Source organism: Collimonas sp., assembly GCF_039923675.1.
In the GTDB taxonomy this organism is placed as follows: domain Bacteria; phylum Pseudomonadota; class Gammaproteobacteria; order Burkholderiales; family Burkholderiaceae_D; genus Collimonas.
Genome location: NZ_JBDTCG010000052.1, coordinates 78,061 through 90,774, shown reverse-complemented (window position 1 = coordinate 90,774; position 12,714 = coordinate 78,061). Strand labels below are relative to the sequence as shown.

General features: G+C 55.3%; 14 protein-coding genes and 2 tRNA genes. 12 read left to right on the top strand and 4 right to left on the bottom strand.

Annotated elements, in window-relative coordinates; genetic code table 11:
• Positions 1 to 32: 32 nt before the first annotated feature.
• The 5 genes from ABI171_RS10030 (at position 33) to ABI171_RS10010 (ending at position 3,495) form a co-directional block, all read left to right on the top strand.
• On the top strand, positions 33 to 731 hold the full coding sequence (locus ABI171_RS10030) for a winged helix-turn-helix domain-containing protein (RefSeq protein ID WP_348092415.1): 699 nt from the start codon (positions 33 to 35) through the stop codon (positions 729 to 731).
• Complete coding sequence (phoR, locus tag ABI171_RS10025; RefSeq protein WP_348092414.1) at positions 728 to 2,050, top strand: phosphate regulon sensor histidine kinase PhoR; 1,323 nt, start codon at positions 728 to 730, stop codon at positions 2,048 to 2,050. Before ABI171_RS10030 ends, phoR begins: the two co-directional genes overlap by 4 nt.
• A 311-nt stretch (positions 2,051 to 2,361) precedes the next feature.
• Positions 2,362 to 2,438 (top strand) — tRNA-Pro (locus ABI171_RS10020).
• A gap of 117 nt (positions 2,439 to 2,555) precedes the next feature.
• Positions 2,556 to 2,632: transfer RNA gene (locus ABI171_RS10015), tRNA-Arg, on the top strand.
• Positions 2,633 to 3,003: 371 nt separating this feature from the next.
• The gene (locus ABI171_RS10010) at positions 3,004 to 3,495 is read left to right on the top strand and encodes a hypothetical protein (protein WP_348092413.1); all 492 of its coding nucleotides are present in this window, start codon (positions 3,004 to 3,006) and stop codon (positions 3,493 to 3,495) included.
• A gap of 150 nt (positions 3,496 to 3,645) precedes the next feature.
• On the opposite strand, the gene ABI171_RS10005 is transcribed toward ABI171_RS10010, so the two are convergent.
• The 3 genes from ABI171_RS10005 to ABI171_RS09995 all read right to left on the bottom strand — a co-directional run bounded on the left by ABI171_RS10005 (position 3,646) and on the right by ABI171_RS09995 (position 6,735).
• On the bottom strand, positions 3,646 to 4,989 hold the full coding sequence (locus ABI171_RS10005) for a DEAD/DEAH box helicase (RefSeq protein ID WP_348092412.1): 1,344 nt from the start codon (positions 4,987 to 4,989) through the stop codon (positions 3,646 to 3,648).
• Between the two features lie 309 nt (positions 4,990 to 5,298).
• Positions 5,299 to 5,757, bottom strand: a complete 459-nt coding sequence (locus tag ABI171_RS10000) for a VOC family protein (protein ID WP_348092411.1) — start codon at positions 5,755 to 5,757, stop codon at positions 5,299 to 5,301.
• 174 nt (positions 5,758 to 5,931) lie between these two features.
• Positions 5,932 to 6,735 (bottom strand): inositol monophosphatase family protein, encoded by an 804-nt coding sequence (locus ABI171_RS09995; protein WP_348092410.1) that lies wholly within the window; start codon positions 6,733 to 6,735, stop codon positions 5,932 to 5,934.
• A gap of 157 nt (positions 6,736 to 6,892) precedes the next feature.
• Here ABI171_RS09995 and ABI171_RS09990 point away from each other — a divergent pair, with 157 nt between their 5' ends.
• Positions 6,893 to 7,669 (top strand): RNA methyltransferase, encoded by a 777-nt coding sequence (locus tag ABI171_RS09990; protein ID WP_348092409.1) that lies wholly within the window; start codon positions 6,893 to 6,895, stop codon positions 7,667 to 7,669.
• Between the two features lie 58 nt (positions 7,670 to 7,727).
• Here the strand turns inward: ABI171_RS09990 and lexA are convergent, their stop codons facing one another.
• Complete coding sequence (gene lexA / locus ABI171_RS09985; protein ID WP_348092408.1) at positions 7,728 to 8,378, bottom strand: transcriptional repressor LexA; 651 nt, start codon at positions 8,376 to 8,378, stop codon at positions 7,728 to 7,730.
• Between the two features lie 370 nt (positions 8,379 to 8,748).
• Here lexA and rpsF point away from each other — a divergent pair, with 370 nt between their 5' ends.
• The 6 genes from rpsF (at position 8,749) to ABI171_RS09955 (ending at position 12,637) form a co-directional block, all read left to right on the top strand.
• The gene (gene rpsF / locus ABI171_RS09980; RefSeq protein WP_038488331.1) at positions 8,749 to 9,117 is read left to right on the top strand and encodes a 30S ribosomal protein S6; all 369 of its coding nucleotides are present in this window, start codon (positions 8,749 to 8,751) and stop codon (positions 9,115 to 9,117) included.
• A 46-nt stretch (positions 9,118 to 9,163) separates the two neighbouring features.
• Positions 9,164 to 9,490 carry a primosomal replication protein N gene (priB, locus tag ABI171_RS09975; protein WP_348092407.1) on the top strand — a complete coding sequence of 109 codons (327 nt, stop codon included), beginning with the start codon at positions 9,164 to 9,166 and terminating at the stop codon, positions 9,488 to 9,490.
• A 41-nt stretch (positions 9,491 to 9,531) separates the two neighbouring features.
• Positions 9,532 to 9,816, top strand: a complete 285-nt coding sequence (rpsR, locus tag ABI171_RS09970; RefSeq protein ID WP_038488337.1) for a 30S ribosomal protein S18 — start codon at positions 9,532 to 9,534, stop codon at positions 9,814 to 9,816.
• A 26-nt stretch (positions 9,817 to 9,842) separates the two neighbouring features.
• Positions 9,843 to 10,295: a 50S ribosomal protein L9 gene (gene rplI, locus ABI171_RS09965; protein ID WP_348092406.1), complete on the top strand. Its 453-nt coding sequence runs from the start codon at positions 9,843 to 9,845 to the stop codon at positions 10,293 to 10,295.
• A gap of 128 nt (positions 10,296 to 10,423) precedes the next feature.
• Positions 10,424 to 11,824, top strand: coding sequence for a replicative DNA helicase (locus ABI171_RS09960; RefSeq protein WP_348092405.1), 1,401 nt, complete (start codon positions 10,424 to 10,426; stop codon positions 11,822 to 11,824).
• Between the two features lie 186 nt (positions 11,825 to 12,010).
• Positions 12,011 to 12,637: a DUF47 domain-containing protein gene (locus ABI171_RS09955; RefSeq protein ID WP_348092404.1), complete on the top strand. Its 627-nt coding sequence runs from the start codon at positions 12,011 to 12,013 to the stop codon at positions 12,635 to 12,637.
• Positions 12,638 to 12,714: the final 77 nt, after the last annotated feature.

Below are 12,714 nucleotides of genomic sequence, written 5' to 3'. Positions count from 1 at the left end.
TGAATTGTTGGATTGAATAGAGTTAAAGTCTGATGTCGAAATATCAAACCCACATTTTGATTGTCGAAGATGAGCCTGGCATCGCCGAGCTGCTGCGCTTCACGCTCGACGATGCCGGTTTTTCCTGTGAGATTGCGTATAGCGCCGCCGAGGCGCGTCAGGCGATTACCGGCGTCTTGCCCAAGGCCGTATTGCTGGACTGGATGCTGCCGGATACATCGGGCCTGGCGCTATTGCAGGAATGGCGCGGCCAGCCGCGCAGCGCCACGCTGCCGGTCATCATGCTGACAGCCAAGGGCATGGATGAAGACAAGGTCAGGGGCCTCAATGCAGGCGCCGACGATTATGTCACCAAACCGTTTTCGCCGAAGGAGCTGATCGCGCGGATTCAAGCGCTGTTACGGCGCAAGGTGCCGGAACTGGGGCAGAGCCTGCTGACGCATGGCCTGATCCGCATCGATACCGACCGCTACCAGGTCACGGTCGATAATCAGGAGGTCGAGCTGGACCAGGCAGAATTCAAGTTGCTGCGTTTCCTGGTGGCCCATCCGGACCGGATTTTTTCGCGCGCGCAACTGCTCGATAAAGTCTGGGGCGACCATACCTTCATCGAAGAACGCACTGTCGATGTCCATATCATGCGCCTGCGCAAATCGCTCGGCCTGGCCGCCGACTATGTGAAAACCGTGCGCGGCGTCGGCTACAAACTCAACGCCGAGCCGGCCGCGTGACTGTGCCAATAACCAGTACGCGTAGCGCACGCAAATTCTGGGTGCCGGCGCTGCTCTGGTTTGGCCTCTTGACCTTGATCGCGGTGGCGGTGGGTGCCGCCTTCGGCGTCATCGTCGGCTTGCTGTTCTACAGTTTGTCGCTGGCGAGCTTGCTGTTCCTGCAGATGCGTTCGCTCTATCAAATCGAACAATGGCTGGATGCTCCGGTTGGCCGCGCTCGGCCGAAAACCTGGGGCATGTGGGCGCATGCCTTCGCCGCGCTGGAAGATATCCGCCACGAAGACGAACGCTCGCGTGCCGACATGGCTGAATGGCTTGCGCGCTTTCGGCAAGCCATGAGCCTGCTGCCGGATGGCGTGGTGATCGTCGACGGCGTGATGCACCTGGAGTGGTGCAATCCAGCTGCGCAAGCCCATCTGGGGCTGGATCTGAAGCGCGATGAAGGGCGTTTGCTGACCAACCTGATCCGCTCCCCCGATTTCGTCGACTACATGCTCTCAGGCCGTTTTGAGCAGCCTTTGCCGTTCATGCATCACGACAGGAAAATCCTGGTGCAACTGATCTCTTTCGAAAGCCGGCGCCAGATCCTGGTCACCCACGATGTTACGCAAAATGAAAAGATGGATACCATGCGGCGCGATTTCATCGCCAACGCATCGCATGAGCTACGCACGCCGTTGACAGTCATCAACGGCTTTCTTGAGCATGCCCTGAGTAGCGAGATGAATGAGGAAACCCGCCGGCGCCAGTTGCATCTGATGGCGGAGCAAGGACAGCGCATGCAACGGCTGGTGGCCGACATGCTGACCCTGACCCGGCTGGAGTCGCTGGTGCAGCCGCCCTCCGGCGACACGGTGCGCATCAAGCCCTTGCTAACCCGCATCGTGGAAGAGGCCAGGGCGCTCTCCGACGGCAAGCACAGCATCACTTTGCGGCAGGTGCAGGACGTCGATCTCAAAGGTAACCACGATGAACTGGAAAGCGCGTTCGTCAATCTGCTGTCGAACGCGGTGCGCTACACGCCTGATGGAGGCCGCATCGATGTCAGCTGGGAGATGGAAAACGAGAGTGCGACACTGACCGTGGTCGACGATGGCATCGGCATTGCGGCGGAACACCTGAGTCGGCTCACGGAACGTTTCTACCGCGTCGATAAAACCCGTTCACGTGCAACGCAGGGAACCGGTCTAGGGTTGGCGATTGTGAAGCATGTTTTATTGCGTCATCGCGGCCGCCTCGAAATTTCTTCGGAATATGGAAAAGGCAGTCGCTTCAAAGTCGTTTTTCAGCGTGCGCAATTAGCGTTGCGGCAGGACTGAAAGCGAATTAAAACCGGACCAAATAAACTCATTTAAAATTGATGAGCGGCTGCTTTGCTTAAAACATCAGCAGCTTTTTTGCGGATTTGCCGATGTTTTAAGCAGAACCGAAAAAACTTTGAATATTTATCGAAAAATGCATTTTTTTTGTCGCATATTTTTCTGAATTCTGGTCTAATCCGTCTCTCAAGTTTTCCAGCAGATAAGCTTTTGGCGGTATTGGAATTAGGTCGGTTTTAGCAGCAAAATTTAAAAATTTTCCTGTATAAAAATTTGACAAAAATCGGAATACTGTTTATTATCTTGCTTCTCGGAGTGTAGCGCAGCCCGGTAGCGCACCTGGTTTGGGACCAGGGGGTCCAAGGTTCGAATCCTTGTACTCCGACCAATAAGTAGAAAAGGGGCTGTCTTCGGACAGCCCCTTTTTTCATTCCTGCTTGATAAAATCAAGCTCTGCGATGAAGCGATCTTGCGATCGGAATCAAGGCATCACCAGTGTATGAATCCGGCCGTAGCTCAACTGGATAGAGCATTCGGCTTCTACCCGAAATGTTGGGGGTTCGATTCCCTCCGGCCGGACCAGTTTTTAGCCTGACGTAGTCGTCGCAAGTTTTCATGCATTACCTCTCACCGCAGTTTCCTGCAATTAATTTTCATGCTTGCGATGTTTCGTCTGTACGGACGGGCCTTGGTTCGGGCGCTTTATTTTCTTGTGGCCTAAACGCACTTTCGCAAATCTCCCGGCAAGTTAAGTTCAACCTTAATGTTGCGTATATATCATCGATATTATGATTGTGTTATTGGTATTTCTCTGATGCCAAACACCCGGCACCGGCGTATCTGCCGCAGTGCTGTCATGGACGTCTCTTATCGAGGAGAATTATATGCATGCTTTATCCAGCCAATTGAGCGTCACAAATTTCATCAGTTTGCCTGGCTTCAGGAGCGCTCTTGTGAAGGCAGTGCGTGGCAGATCTATCCCTGCGGTCCTGTCGTTGACGGCATTCGTGCTGGGGCTCTGTGCAACACCGGCCATGGCGGTTTCGGAATATGTCGATGCCGTCGATTATCCTGCGCAGGGCTGGGACGCGTTCTACGACCTGGAGCGGCGCATGGTCAAGGATTTCGACGATATTTGCGGCGATACTATTTGCGGAGGTGAATTCAGCAACCTGCAGGCATTGCGCTATCGCTGTTCGGTGCAGCAAGCTGACAGTTTCGTTGGAGAATGCATCTGGACTTTCGCCGGCAGCAATGCCGAGATTGATGGCGTTACCGGCAAAGTTGCCGTCGATGCGCGAACGTGGTCATGCCGGACGCCATTGGCGCCGCAGACGCCGATAGCGACGTTCTACAGTACGCTTTCCGTTGCGAGGCCGATCCATGCGACGTTACCGGCAACTGCGACCACGATCTACGAGGGTTTGACGAATTGCTTGTATTGATTAAGGAGGGGGCGAATCCGCGACGGATTGGATACGTGACGAGTGAGGCGATGTGATGAAGAAGTTTTTTTGACGGCGCCGATTTGAGCGGCGCCGTCGACCGGCATGATTCCGGGGATGCTTATTTAGCGATGTTTAGGCGCCAACGTCCTAGCGACCGCGTCCGCCTGAGCGCCGTGGCGCTGCCGGACGCGCTTGCGTACCGTTGCCACCGCCATGGCCGCGGGAAGGGCCCTGGGCCGGCTTGGCGCCACCTGGTGCGCCACCTGGCGAGCGACCACGTCCGCCACCACCGCCGCCGGCGCGATTGCCGCCACCGCTCCGCAACTGGATAGGTTGGGCACGAGCGTTAGGATCGGGTTCAAAGCCGGCCACCACTTCTTTCGGAAGTTCGCGCTTGATCAGTTTTTCGATGTCTTTCAACATCTGATGTTCATCCACGCACACCAGAGATACCGCTTCACCGGTAGCGCCGGCGCGGCCGGTACGTCCGATCCGGTGCACGTAATCTTCCGGTACGTTAGGCAAATCGTAGTTGACTACGTGCGGCAACTGGTCGATATCGATGCCGCGCGCTGCGATATCGGTCGCTACCAATACTTGCAGGCTGCCGTCCTTGAATTCAGCCAGCGCACGGGTGCGGGCCGACTGGCTCTTGTTGCCGTGGATCGCCATGCCGCTGATGCCGTCTTTTTCCAGCTGCTCGACCAGTTTGTTGGCGCCGTGCTTGGTGCGAGTAAACACCAGTACTTGCGACCATTGATGGGTCTTGATCAGATGGGCCAGCAGCGGATGCTTGCGGTCGCGGTCAACCGGATGGATCTTTTGCTGGATCACTTCCACGGTTGAATTGCGGCGCGCGACTTCAATCATGGCCGGGGAGTTCAGCAAATTGTCGGCGAGAATCTTGATCTCGTCCGAGAACGTGGCGGAGAACAGCAGGTTCTGGCGCTTCTTCGGCAGCACTGCGAGAATCTTCTTGATGTCGCGGATGAAGCCCATGTCCAGCATGCGGTCGGCTTCGTCGAGAATCAGGATTTCGACGTGATTCAGGTTGACGGTGCCTTGCTGCATATGGTCCAGCAGGCGGCCCGGTGTACACACCAGGATATCGACGCCATGCTTGAGCACCTTGATCTGCGGATTGATGCCGACGCCGCCGAAAATGACCGCCGAGGTCAGTTTCAAATATTTGCCGTAAAGGCGTACGCTTTCTTCAACCTGGGCCGCCAGTTCGCGGGTTGGCGTCAACACCAGCGCGCGGATCGGACGTTGGCTGCCGGTCGGGTTGGTCGCGGAGGTCGACAGGCGGTGCAGCACAGGCAGGGTGAAACCGGCAGTCTTGCCGGTGCCGGTCTGGGCGCCAGCCAGCAAATCGCCGCCGGCCAGCACGGCAGGAATCGCCTGGGTCTGGATCGGGGTAGGGGTAGTGTATCCGTGTTCGGTTACGGCACGAACGATGGCTTCGGACAAGCCGAGTTCAGAAAAAGACATGAGAGCTCAATAGAATAATATCGGCCTGTCGCCTTGTGTAAGGCGCCAGTCGCAGGCAAACGGGATTAGAGGAGATTGGAGTCGTCTTGACCGAGGAGTAACGCCTAAGTCCGACAACATCCTTGACAGCAGTATTTGACTGGAGAATTTGCTGTGTCGCCGCAGAGTATAACAATGGCGCGCTACAGGCAAGCGTTTCCGCTGTATTCAAGGGCTGGACGGGACAAAATGCGCGTCAGCGGCCCGATCGAGGAACAAGGCGGGCCGCGTCGCTGATCATCTGGATGCATCCAGCCCTAACCGGAGCGATTATTTCATTGCGGCCGCCGCGCGCTCGCGCAACTCTTCTTCAGTGTAATCGGCGATGTGGGTGCTGATGGTCCAGGTATGGCCGAACGGATCTTTAAGCGTGCCGGAGCGGTCGCCGTAGAACTGATCTTGCACCGGCCTGATTTCTGTGCCGCCGGCGGCGATTGCCTGCGGAAATACCGCATCCACATTGTCGACGTAAAGTATCAGGCTGACGCCTGCTCCGCCCAGCGATTTGGGGCTGCGTATCATCATTTCGGGGAATTCATCGGCCAGCATGACACGCGCGTTACCGAGTTGGATTTCGGCGTGGCCGATTCTCTTGTCGGGACCTTCCATGCGCATGATCTCGACTGCGTTGAATGCTTTTTGATAGAACGCTATTGCTTCGGCTGCGCCGTCAATGGCGAGGTAGGCGGTGACGCTGGTGTAGCCATCGGGGATAGGTTTGACTGCCATATTGCTCTCCTGCGGGTTGAGAGATGGTCGTGAGAGTGTCCAATTGCGCTGCTGCGCATGCATTGTAGTCTCTCAACCGCGGAGTTGAAATGACAAAAAAACGGCGTTGCCGGTTACGGCAGAACTACCGTGGAAGACATTCTCCGCGGTAGTTCTGCCGTAACCGGCGGTCTATCATTTTTTGGCGAACGGCGATAGCAGACCAACCATCTGTGCAAATATCTTAGGGCTGCCAGCCAGCACGTCACCCTTGTACAGGTAATCGGATTCGCCGCTGAAATCGCCGATGATGCCGCCCGATTCGCTGATCAGCAGGGCGCCGGCAGCGATATCCCAAGGCTTCAGGCCTTTTTCAAAGAAACCGTCCAGGCGGCCGGCGGCCAGATAGGCCAGGTCGAGAGCGGCTGAGCCAGGGCGGCGCAGGCCGGCGCAATTCTGGGTCATGATGCGGAACATTTTCATATACTCGTCCATGGCCGGGCCTTCGGTTTCACGGAACGGGAAGCCGGTGCCGATCAGGGCGTCGGCGATCTTGTCGCGCTTGCCGACGCGGATCCGCTTGTCGTTCAGGTAGGCGCCGGAGCCTTTAGTGGCGGTGAACAAGTCGTTGCGGGTCGGGTCGTAGACCACGGCCTGGGTGATCTGTCCCTTGTGTTGCAGCGCGATCGAGACGCAGTATTGCGGGAAGCCGTGGATAAAGTTGGTAGTGCCGTCCAATGGATCGATGATCCAGACGTTTTCATTGTCGTCGTGCAGATTGGCGGAAGCCCCCGATTCCTCGGCCAGGATGGCGTGGTCTGGATAGGCATTCTTCAAGACATCGATGATCGCCGCTTCGGCGGCCTGGTCGACTTCGGTGACATAATCGTTATGCTGCTTTTTTGTGACTTTCACCAGGTCGAGGTCGAAAGAGGCGCGCGAGATCACTTGGGCGCCGCGACGGGCGGCCTTGATGGCCGTGTTGAGCATTGGATGCATAATCGGGGTAGGGTTCCGTTAAAATGGCGGCACTGTGCCAACCGGGAACAGAACCACCTATTGATTGATAAGAATGAACGATGCGGACGTGCAGATGAATATTTTGATAAATAAGCAGCTTTTAGTCGCAGAAATCCGCGTTATGGCGCTATTTTAAATGAAGCTGGCGAAAATCAATACGTCTCTTTTCAAGCGGCTGCGCTTTGTGCTGGTCGAAACCAGTAGTCCCGGCAATGTCGGCGCCGCTGCCCGCGCTATCAAAACCATGGGTTTTTCCGAACTGATCCTGGTCAATCCGCGCTTTCCCGATGTGTTGCAACGCGAGGAAGCCGTGGCGTTTGCCAGCGGTGCGCAAGACGTCCTGGCCTCTGCCCGGATCGTCGGTAGCGTTGAGGAGGCTCTGGAGGGTTGCAACTTTGCGGCGGCGCTGAGTGCCCGTTTGCGCGAATTTTCACCGCCTTTGACCGCACCACGTGCCCTGGCGGCGCAACTGGCCGGCGATTCCAGCCTGAACGCCGCGGTGTTGTTTGGCAGCGAACGCTACGGTTTGCCGAATGAAGTGGTCGAAAAATGCAATGTTTTATTGAATATTCCTGCCAATCCCGAATATTCATCGCTGAATCTGGCGCAGGCGGTACAGGTGCTGGCCTACGAGTGCCGGGTTGCCGCCAGTGAGGATTTGCCGCCGTCGGCCGGCAATGAAATCGGCTTCCAGGGCAATGCCGCCAGCCTGTCTGATATCGATGGCATGTTTGCGCATCTGGAGCAGGCTCTGATCGAGATAGAGTTCCTCGATCCGGCCAGCCCTAAAAAATTGATGCCGCGCCTCAAGCGTTTGTTTTCCCGCGCTCAGCTGGAAACCGAGGAGGTCAATATCCTGCGCGGGATCGCGAGCCAGATTCTGACCAAGCGGCGGCGCCTTGACCGGTCCTGAGCTGGGCGGCCGAGTAATATTAGTCGCCTTTTATTAGTCGCCTTTTATCAGCCGCCTTTTAATTCCAGCTGCGCAACAGGCCGACCGCCAAGCCTTCCAATGCGAAATCTTCCTGGCTGGAGGTTACGACAATCGGCTCGAAATCCGGGTTTTCAGGAAGCAGCTGAATCACCGAGCCGGTTTTCTGATAGCGCTTGACGGTCACATCATCGCCCAGGCGCGCCACGACGATCTGGCCATTCCTGGCGCTGTCGGTTTTCTTTACCGCCAGCAAGTCGCCATCCATGATGCCGGCGTCGCGCATTGACATGCCGCGCACTTTCAGCAAATAGTCCGGCTTGGAGCTGAACAGGGCAGGGTCGACATTGTAGGTGGCCTGGATATGTTCCTGCGCCAGGATCGGCGATCCGGCAGCAACCCGGCCAACCAGTGGCAGGCTGAGCTGCATCAGGGCCGGGTGCGGCAGCGCCAGCTGCGTGCCTTGGCTGCGTAGCGTGGTTTCGGTCAGGCGGATGCCGCGCGAGGTGCCGGGGGCGATGACGATGGCGCCCTTGCGCGCCAGCGCTTGCAAGTGCTCTTCCGCCGCATTGGCCGAGCGAAAGCCGAGCTCGTTCGCTATTTCAGCGCGCGTCGGCGGAAAGCCGGTGTTTTCGATGGCGTCCTTGATCAGGTCGAGGATTTGCTGTTGGCGTGCGGTCAGTTTAATCATAGATATTTATTTGCTGGACAAGGTTTAAAAGCCAGTGCAGCCGGACTGCGCTGCCGCCAACTGTTCAATTCAGGTAAGGCCGCTAAAGTACAAATACGGTACAAATGCGCACAAACACATTCAATACCTGTTGCATGCAGCGAGTCGCATTTAGTGCTGTGTATATTAACAGTCTGTATTTTTGTACAGTATTTGTGCAAATGCAAGACAAATGATGCAATTACGCCACTTCCTTATGTCCAAGTGGCCGCAGGCGCCTGAAAACATTGAGTTTTGTTGCAATTGCGCGTACTATTGCTGGTTTTCCTCTTCCCACACTCGTCTTGACGCCGAGGTGGGCGATTCTTCAATCCGTCCAAAAGGAGCTTACATGCGTCATTATGAAATCGTATTTATCGTCCATCCTGATCAAAGCGAGCAAGTGCCTGCAATGATCGAACGCTACAAAGGTATCGTCACTACACGTGGCGGCACTGTACATCGCGTGGAAGACTGGGGCCGCCGTCAACTGGCATACCTGATCCAGAAACTGGCAAAAGCGCATTACGTCTGTCTCAACATCGAGTGCGACAGCGAAACTCTGGCTGAAATCGAAACCGGCTTCAAGTTCAATGATGCAGTGTTGCGTCATCTGACCGTCAAGCTGAAGAAGGCCGAAACAGGTCCTTCGCCAATGATGAAGGCTGTGCAGAAGGAAGATGCTGCCAAGAGCCATCGCACTGAAGCGCCGGCAGCCTAATTTGCCCGACCTATCTGCGATCCTATAGCCATCGAGTCCATCTGGAGTGAACCAACCCAATAACGTGTTTCAACTGGTTGCCGAAATTGCCGAACGTGAAGTCATGCGTTATACACCGGCAGGCATTCCGATCGTCTCTGCAAATTTGCAGCATCGCTCGGAGCCGATTGAAGCAGGAATCAAGCGTTTGATCGAATTCGAAATTGCCGCGCTAGCCGTCGGCGAGATTTCGGGAAGATTCAGTCAGGCGCAATTGGGCGGTACCTTCTGGTTTACGGGTTTCATGGCACGCAAGAGTCGCAATGGTAGAAGTCTGGTATTTCACATCACGGATTTCGCTGCAATAGAAGCAGATGCTTCCTCGGGAACATAGCTGAAATTGCAGATCAATTATTTTAGATACAGGAGCCAAAAATGGCATTCGGTAAAAAGTTCGATAAAAGCAAACTGAAAAACAAGCGTCAACAACAAAACCCGCTGTTCAAGCGCAAGAAATTCTGCCGTTTCACCGCTGCACACGTTGCCAGCGTTGACTACAAGGATGTCGACACGCTCAAGGATTTTGTTCAGGAAAACGGCAAGATCATGCCAGCGCGTCTGACCGGCACCAAGGCAATCTATCAACGTCAAGTGGACACTGCGATCAAGCGCGCACGTTTCCTGGCGCTGCTGCCGTACACCGATCTGCACAACGCTTAATTGACGACTTGAAATAGGAGAAAAATATGCAAGTTATTCTGTTGGAAAAAGTCGTTAATCTCGGCAACCTGGGTGAAGTTGTTAAAGTCAAGGACGGTTACGCACGTAACTTCCTGATCCCGCAACGCATGGCACGTCGTGCTACAACAACTGCTATCGCTGAATTCGAAGCCAAGCGCGCTGAACTGGAAACAGCAGCAGCAGGCAAGCTGGCTGTGGCGCAAGGCCAGGGCGAAAAATTGAACGGCCTGACTGTTCAAATCTCGCAAAAATCGGGTGTTGACGGCCGTCTGTTCGGTTCCGTGACCAACTTCGATATCGCTGAAGCGTTGACCAAGCAAGGTTTCCCAGTTGAAAAAGCACAAGTTCGCCTGCCGAACGGCCCGCTGAAGACGACTGGCGAGCACGCTGTTGCGGTTGCTCTGCACACCGATGTCGTGGTTGATATCGTTATCGCTGTGATCGGCGAGCACGTTTAATCGGTTATTGCCAAATAACTCTTGCAGCGTGTGCTGCAAGCAAAAAAGCCGGGTTTTCCCGGCTTTTTTTACGCCCTTTTTCTGGCAGTGCAGCAAGACGCCAATCAGAAGCAGGTATAATTCGCGCCATGAAAGCACCTTCTAAAGCACCGTCAGATCCGCAGTTAGACTCCCTCCGCGTACCACCCCATTCGATCGAAGCAGAACAGTCCGTTTTAGGTGGATTGCTGCTGGATAATGCGGCCTGGGACAAGATCGCGGACTTCGTCAACGCCGACGATTTCTATCGCTACGACCACCGGATCATCTTCCAGCATATGGTCAAGCTGATCAATGGCAGCAAGCCGGCTGACGTCATCACCGTGTTTGAATCGCTGAGCGGCACCGGCAAAGCGGAAGAAGTGGGCGGCTTGAGCTATCTCAATGCGCTGGCGCAAAACACGCCATCGGCGGCGAATATCCGTCGTTACGCCGAGATCGTGCGCGATCGTGGCGTCTTGCGCAAACTGATTACCGTCGCCGATGAAATTTCCGGCCAGGCTTTCAGCCCGCAAGGCAAGGAAGTCAAGCAGATGCTGGACGAGGCCGAATCGAAGATTTTCGCGATTGCCGAAGAAGGCGCGCGCGGAGCCCAGGGCTTCCAGGAAATCCAGCCCTTGCTCACGCAGGTGGTGGAACGCATCGACGAACTCTACAACCGCGACAACCAGAGCGATATCACCGGCGTCTCGACCGGCTTCATCGATCTCGACAAGATGACTTCCGGCCTGCAAAAGGGAGACCTGGTGATCGTGGCGGGACGGCCGTCGATGGGTAAGACGGCGTTTTCGGTCAACATCGGCGAGAACGTGGCGATCGAAAGCGGCTTACCGGTTGCGATCTTTTCGATGGAAATGGGCGGCACCCAGCTCGCCATGCGTATGTTGGGTTCGGTCGGCAAGCTCGACCAGCACCGCTTGCGCACCGGTCGCTTGAATGACGAAGACTGGCCGCGCCTGACGCATGCGATCCAGAAGATGAACGATGCCCAGCTGTTCATCGATGAAACTCCTGCGCTCAGCTCGATCGAGTTGCGCGCCCGTGCGCGCCGGCTGTCGCGCCAGTGCGGCACCCTCGGCCTGATCATCATCGATTACCTGCAACTGATGTCGGCCAATAACGCCGGTGAAAACCGCGCCACCGAAATTTCCGAAATCTCGCGTAACTTGAAGGGCCTGGCCAAAGAGCTGCAGTGCCCGGTGATCGCGTTGTCGCAGTTGAACCGCTCGCTGGAACAGCGTCCCAACAAACGCCCGGTCATGTCCGACTTGCGCGAATCCGGCGCTATCGAGCAGGACGCCGACGTCATCCTGTTTATTTACCGTGACGAAGTGTACAACCCCGATTCGCAAGAAAAGGGCACCGCGGAAATCATTATCGGCAAGCAGCGTAACGGTCCGATCGGCAGTGTGCGCCTGAGTTTCATCGGGCAATACACTAAATTCGACAATTACATTGGTAATCTGGACGCGCCGTACGGCGGCGATTGATCGTTACCCTTTTTTGTTGCAGCAACGCACATTTTACAAAACCTGTGAAGCGTTGGATAAGCGAGCCTGATATATTTCAGTTTCGTGACATTGTTTGCTTTAAATTAATATCCTTGATTTAAATGCAATTTTAGTTTTTGTTTCAGTTTTAGATTCAGCTTAACCCTCATAAAAGAGAGAATAAACATGTTTGGACGATTGATGCCCACCGAGGGCAAATTCTTTGAGCTCTTTAATCAGCATGCAGAGCTATGCGTCAAAGGCGCTAAAGAAATGGTGGCGTTGATGACTAATTTCGACGATCTGGAAATTCGCGTGCACGCGATCGAGGGCATCGAGAAGGAGGCCGACAAGGTCACGCATCATGCGATCGACATGCTGCACAAGACTTTCATTACGCCGATCGACCGCGATGATATCCATCAGCTGATCACCCGCATGGATGACATTCTCGATTTGCTGGAAGATGCGGCGCAGACCATCTCGCTGTATGACATCAAGGCGATCACGCCTGAAGCCAAGCGCCTGGCCGAGCTGTGCCTGGGTTGCGCCGAGAAGGTCAAGGCAGCGGTAGGCCTGCTGCACAATATGGATAACTCGCGCGAGATCCTGGCGATCTGCGTCGAGATCGACCGCCTGGAATCGGACGCCGATCACGTGATGCGCGCCGCCATGTCGAAACTGTTCCGCGACGAACCCGATGTGCGTACCCTGATCAAGCTCAAAGCCATCTACGAACTCCTTGAAACCGTCACCGACCGTTGTGAAGATGTCGCCAACATCATCGAAGGCATCATCGTCGAAAATGCCTGATGCAGAGTAGGGCGGTGGTGGCCATAGTAGGCCACGCCACCGCATTGATGTAATTCCTGAAAAAACCACTCTGGCTA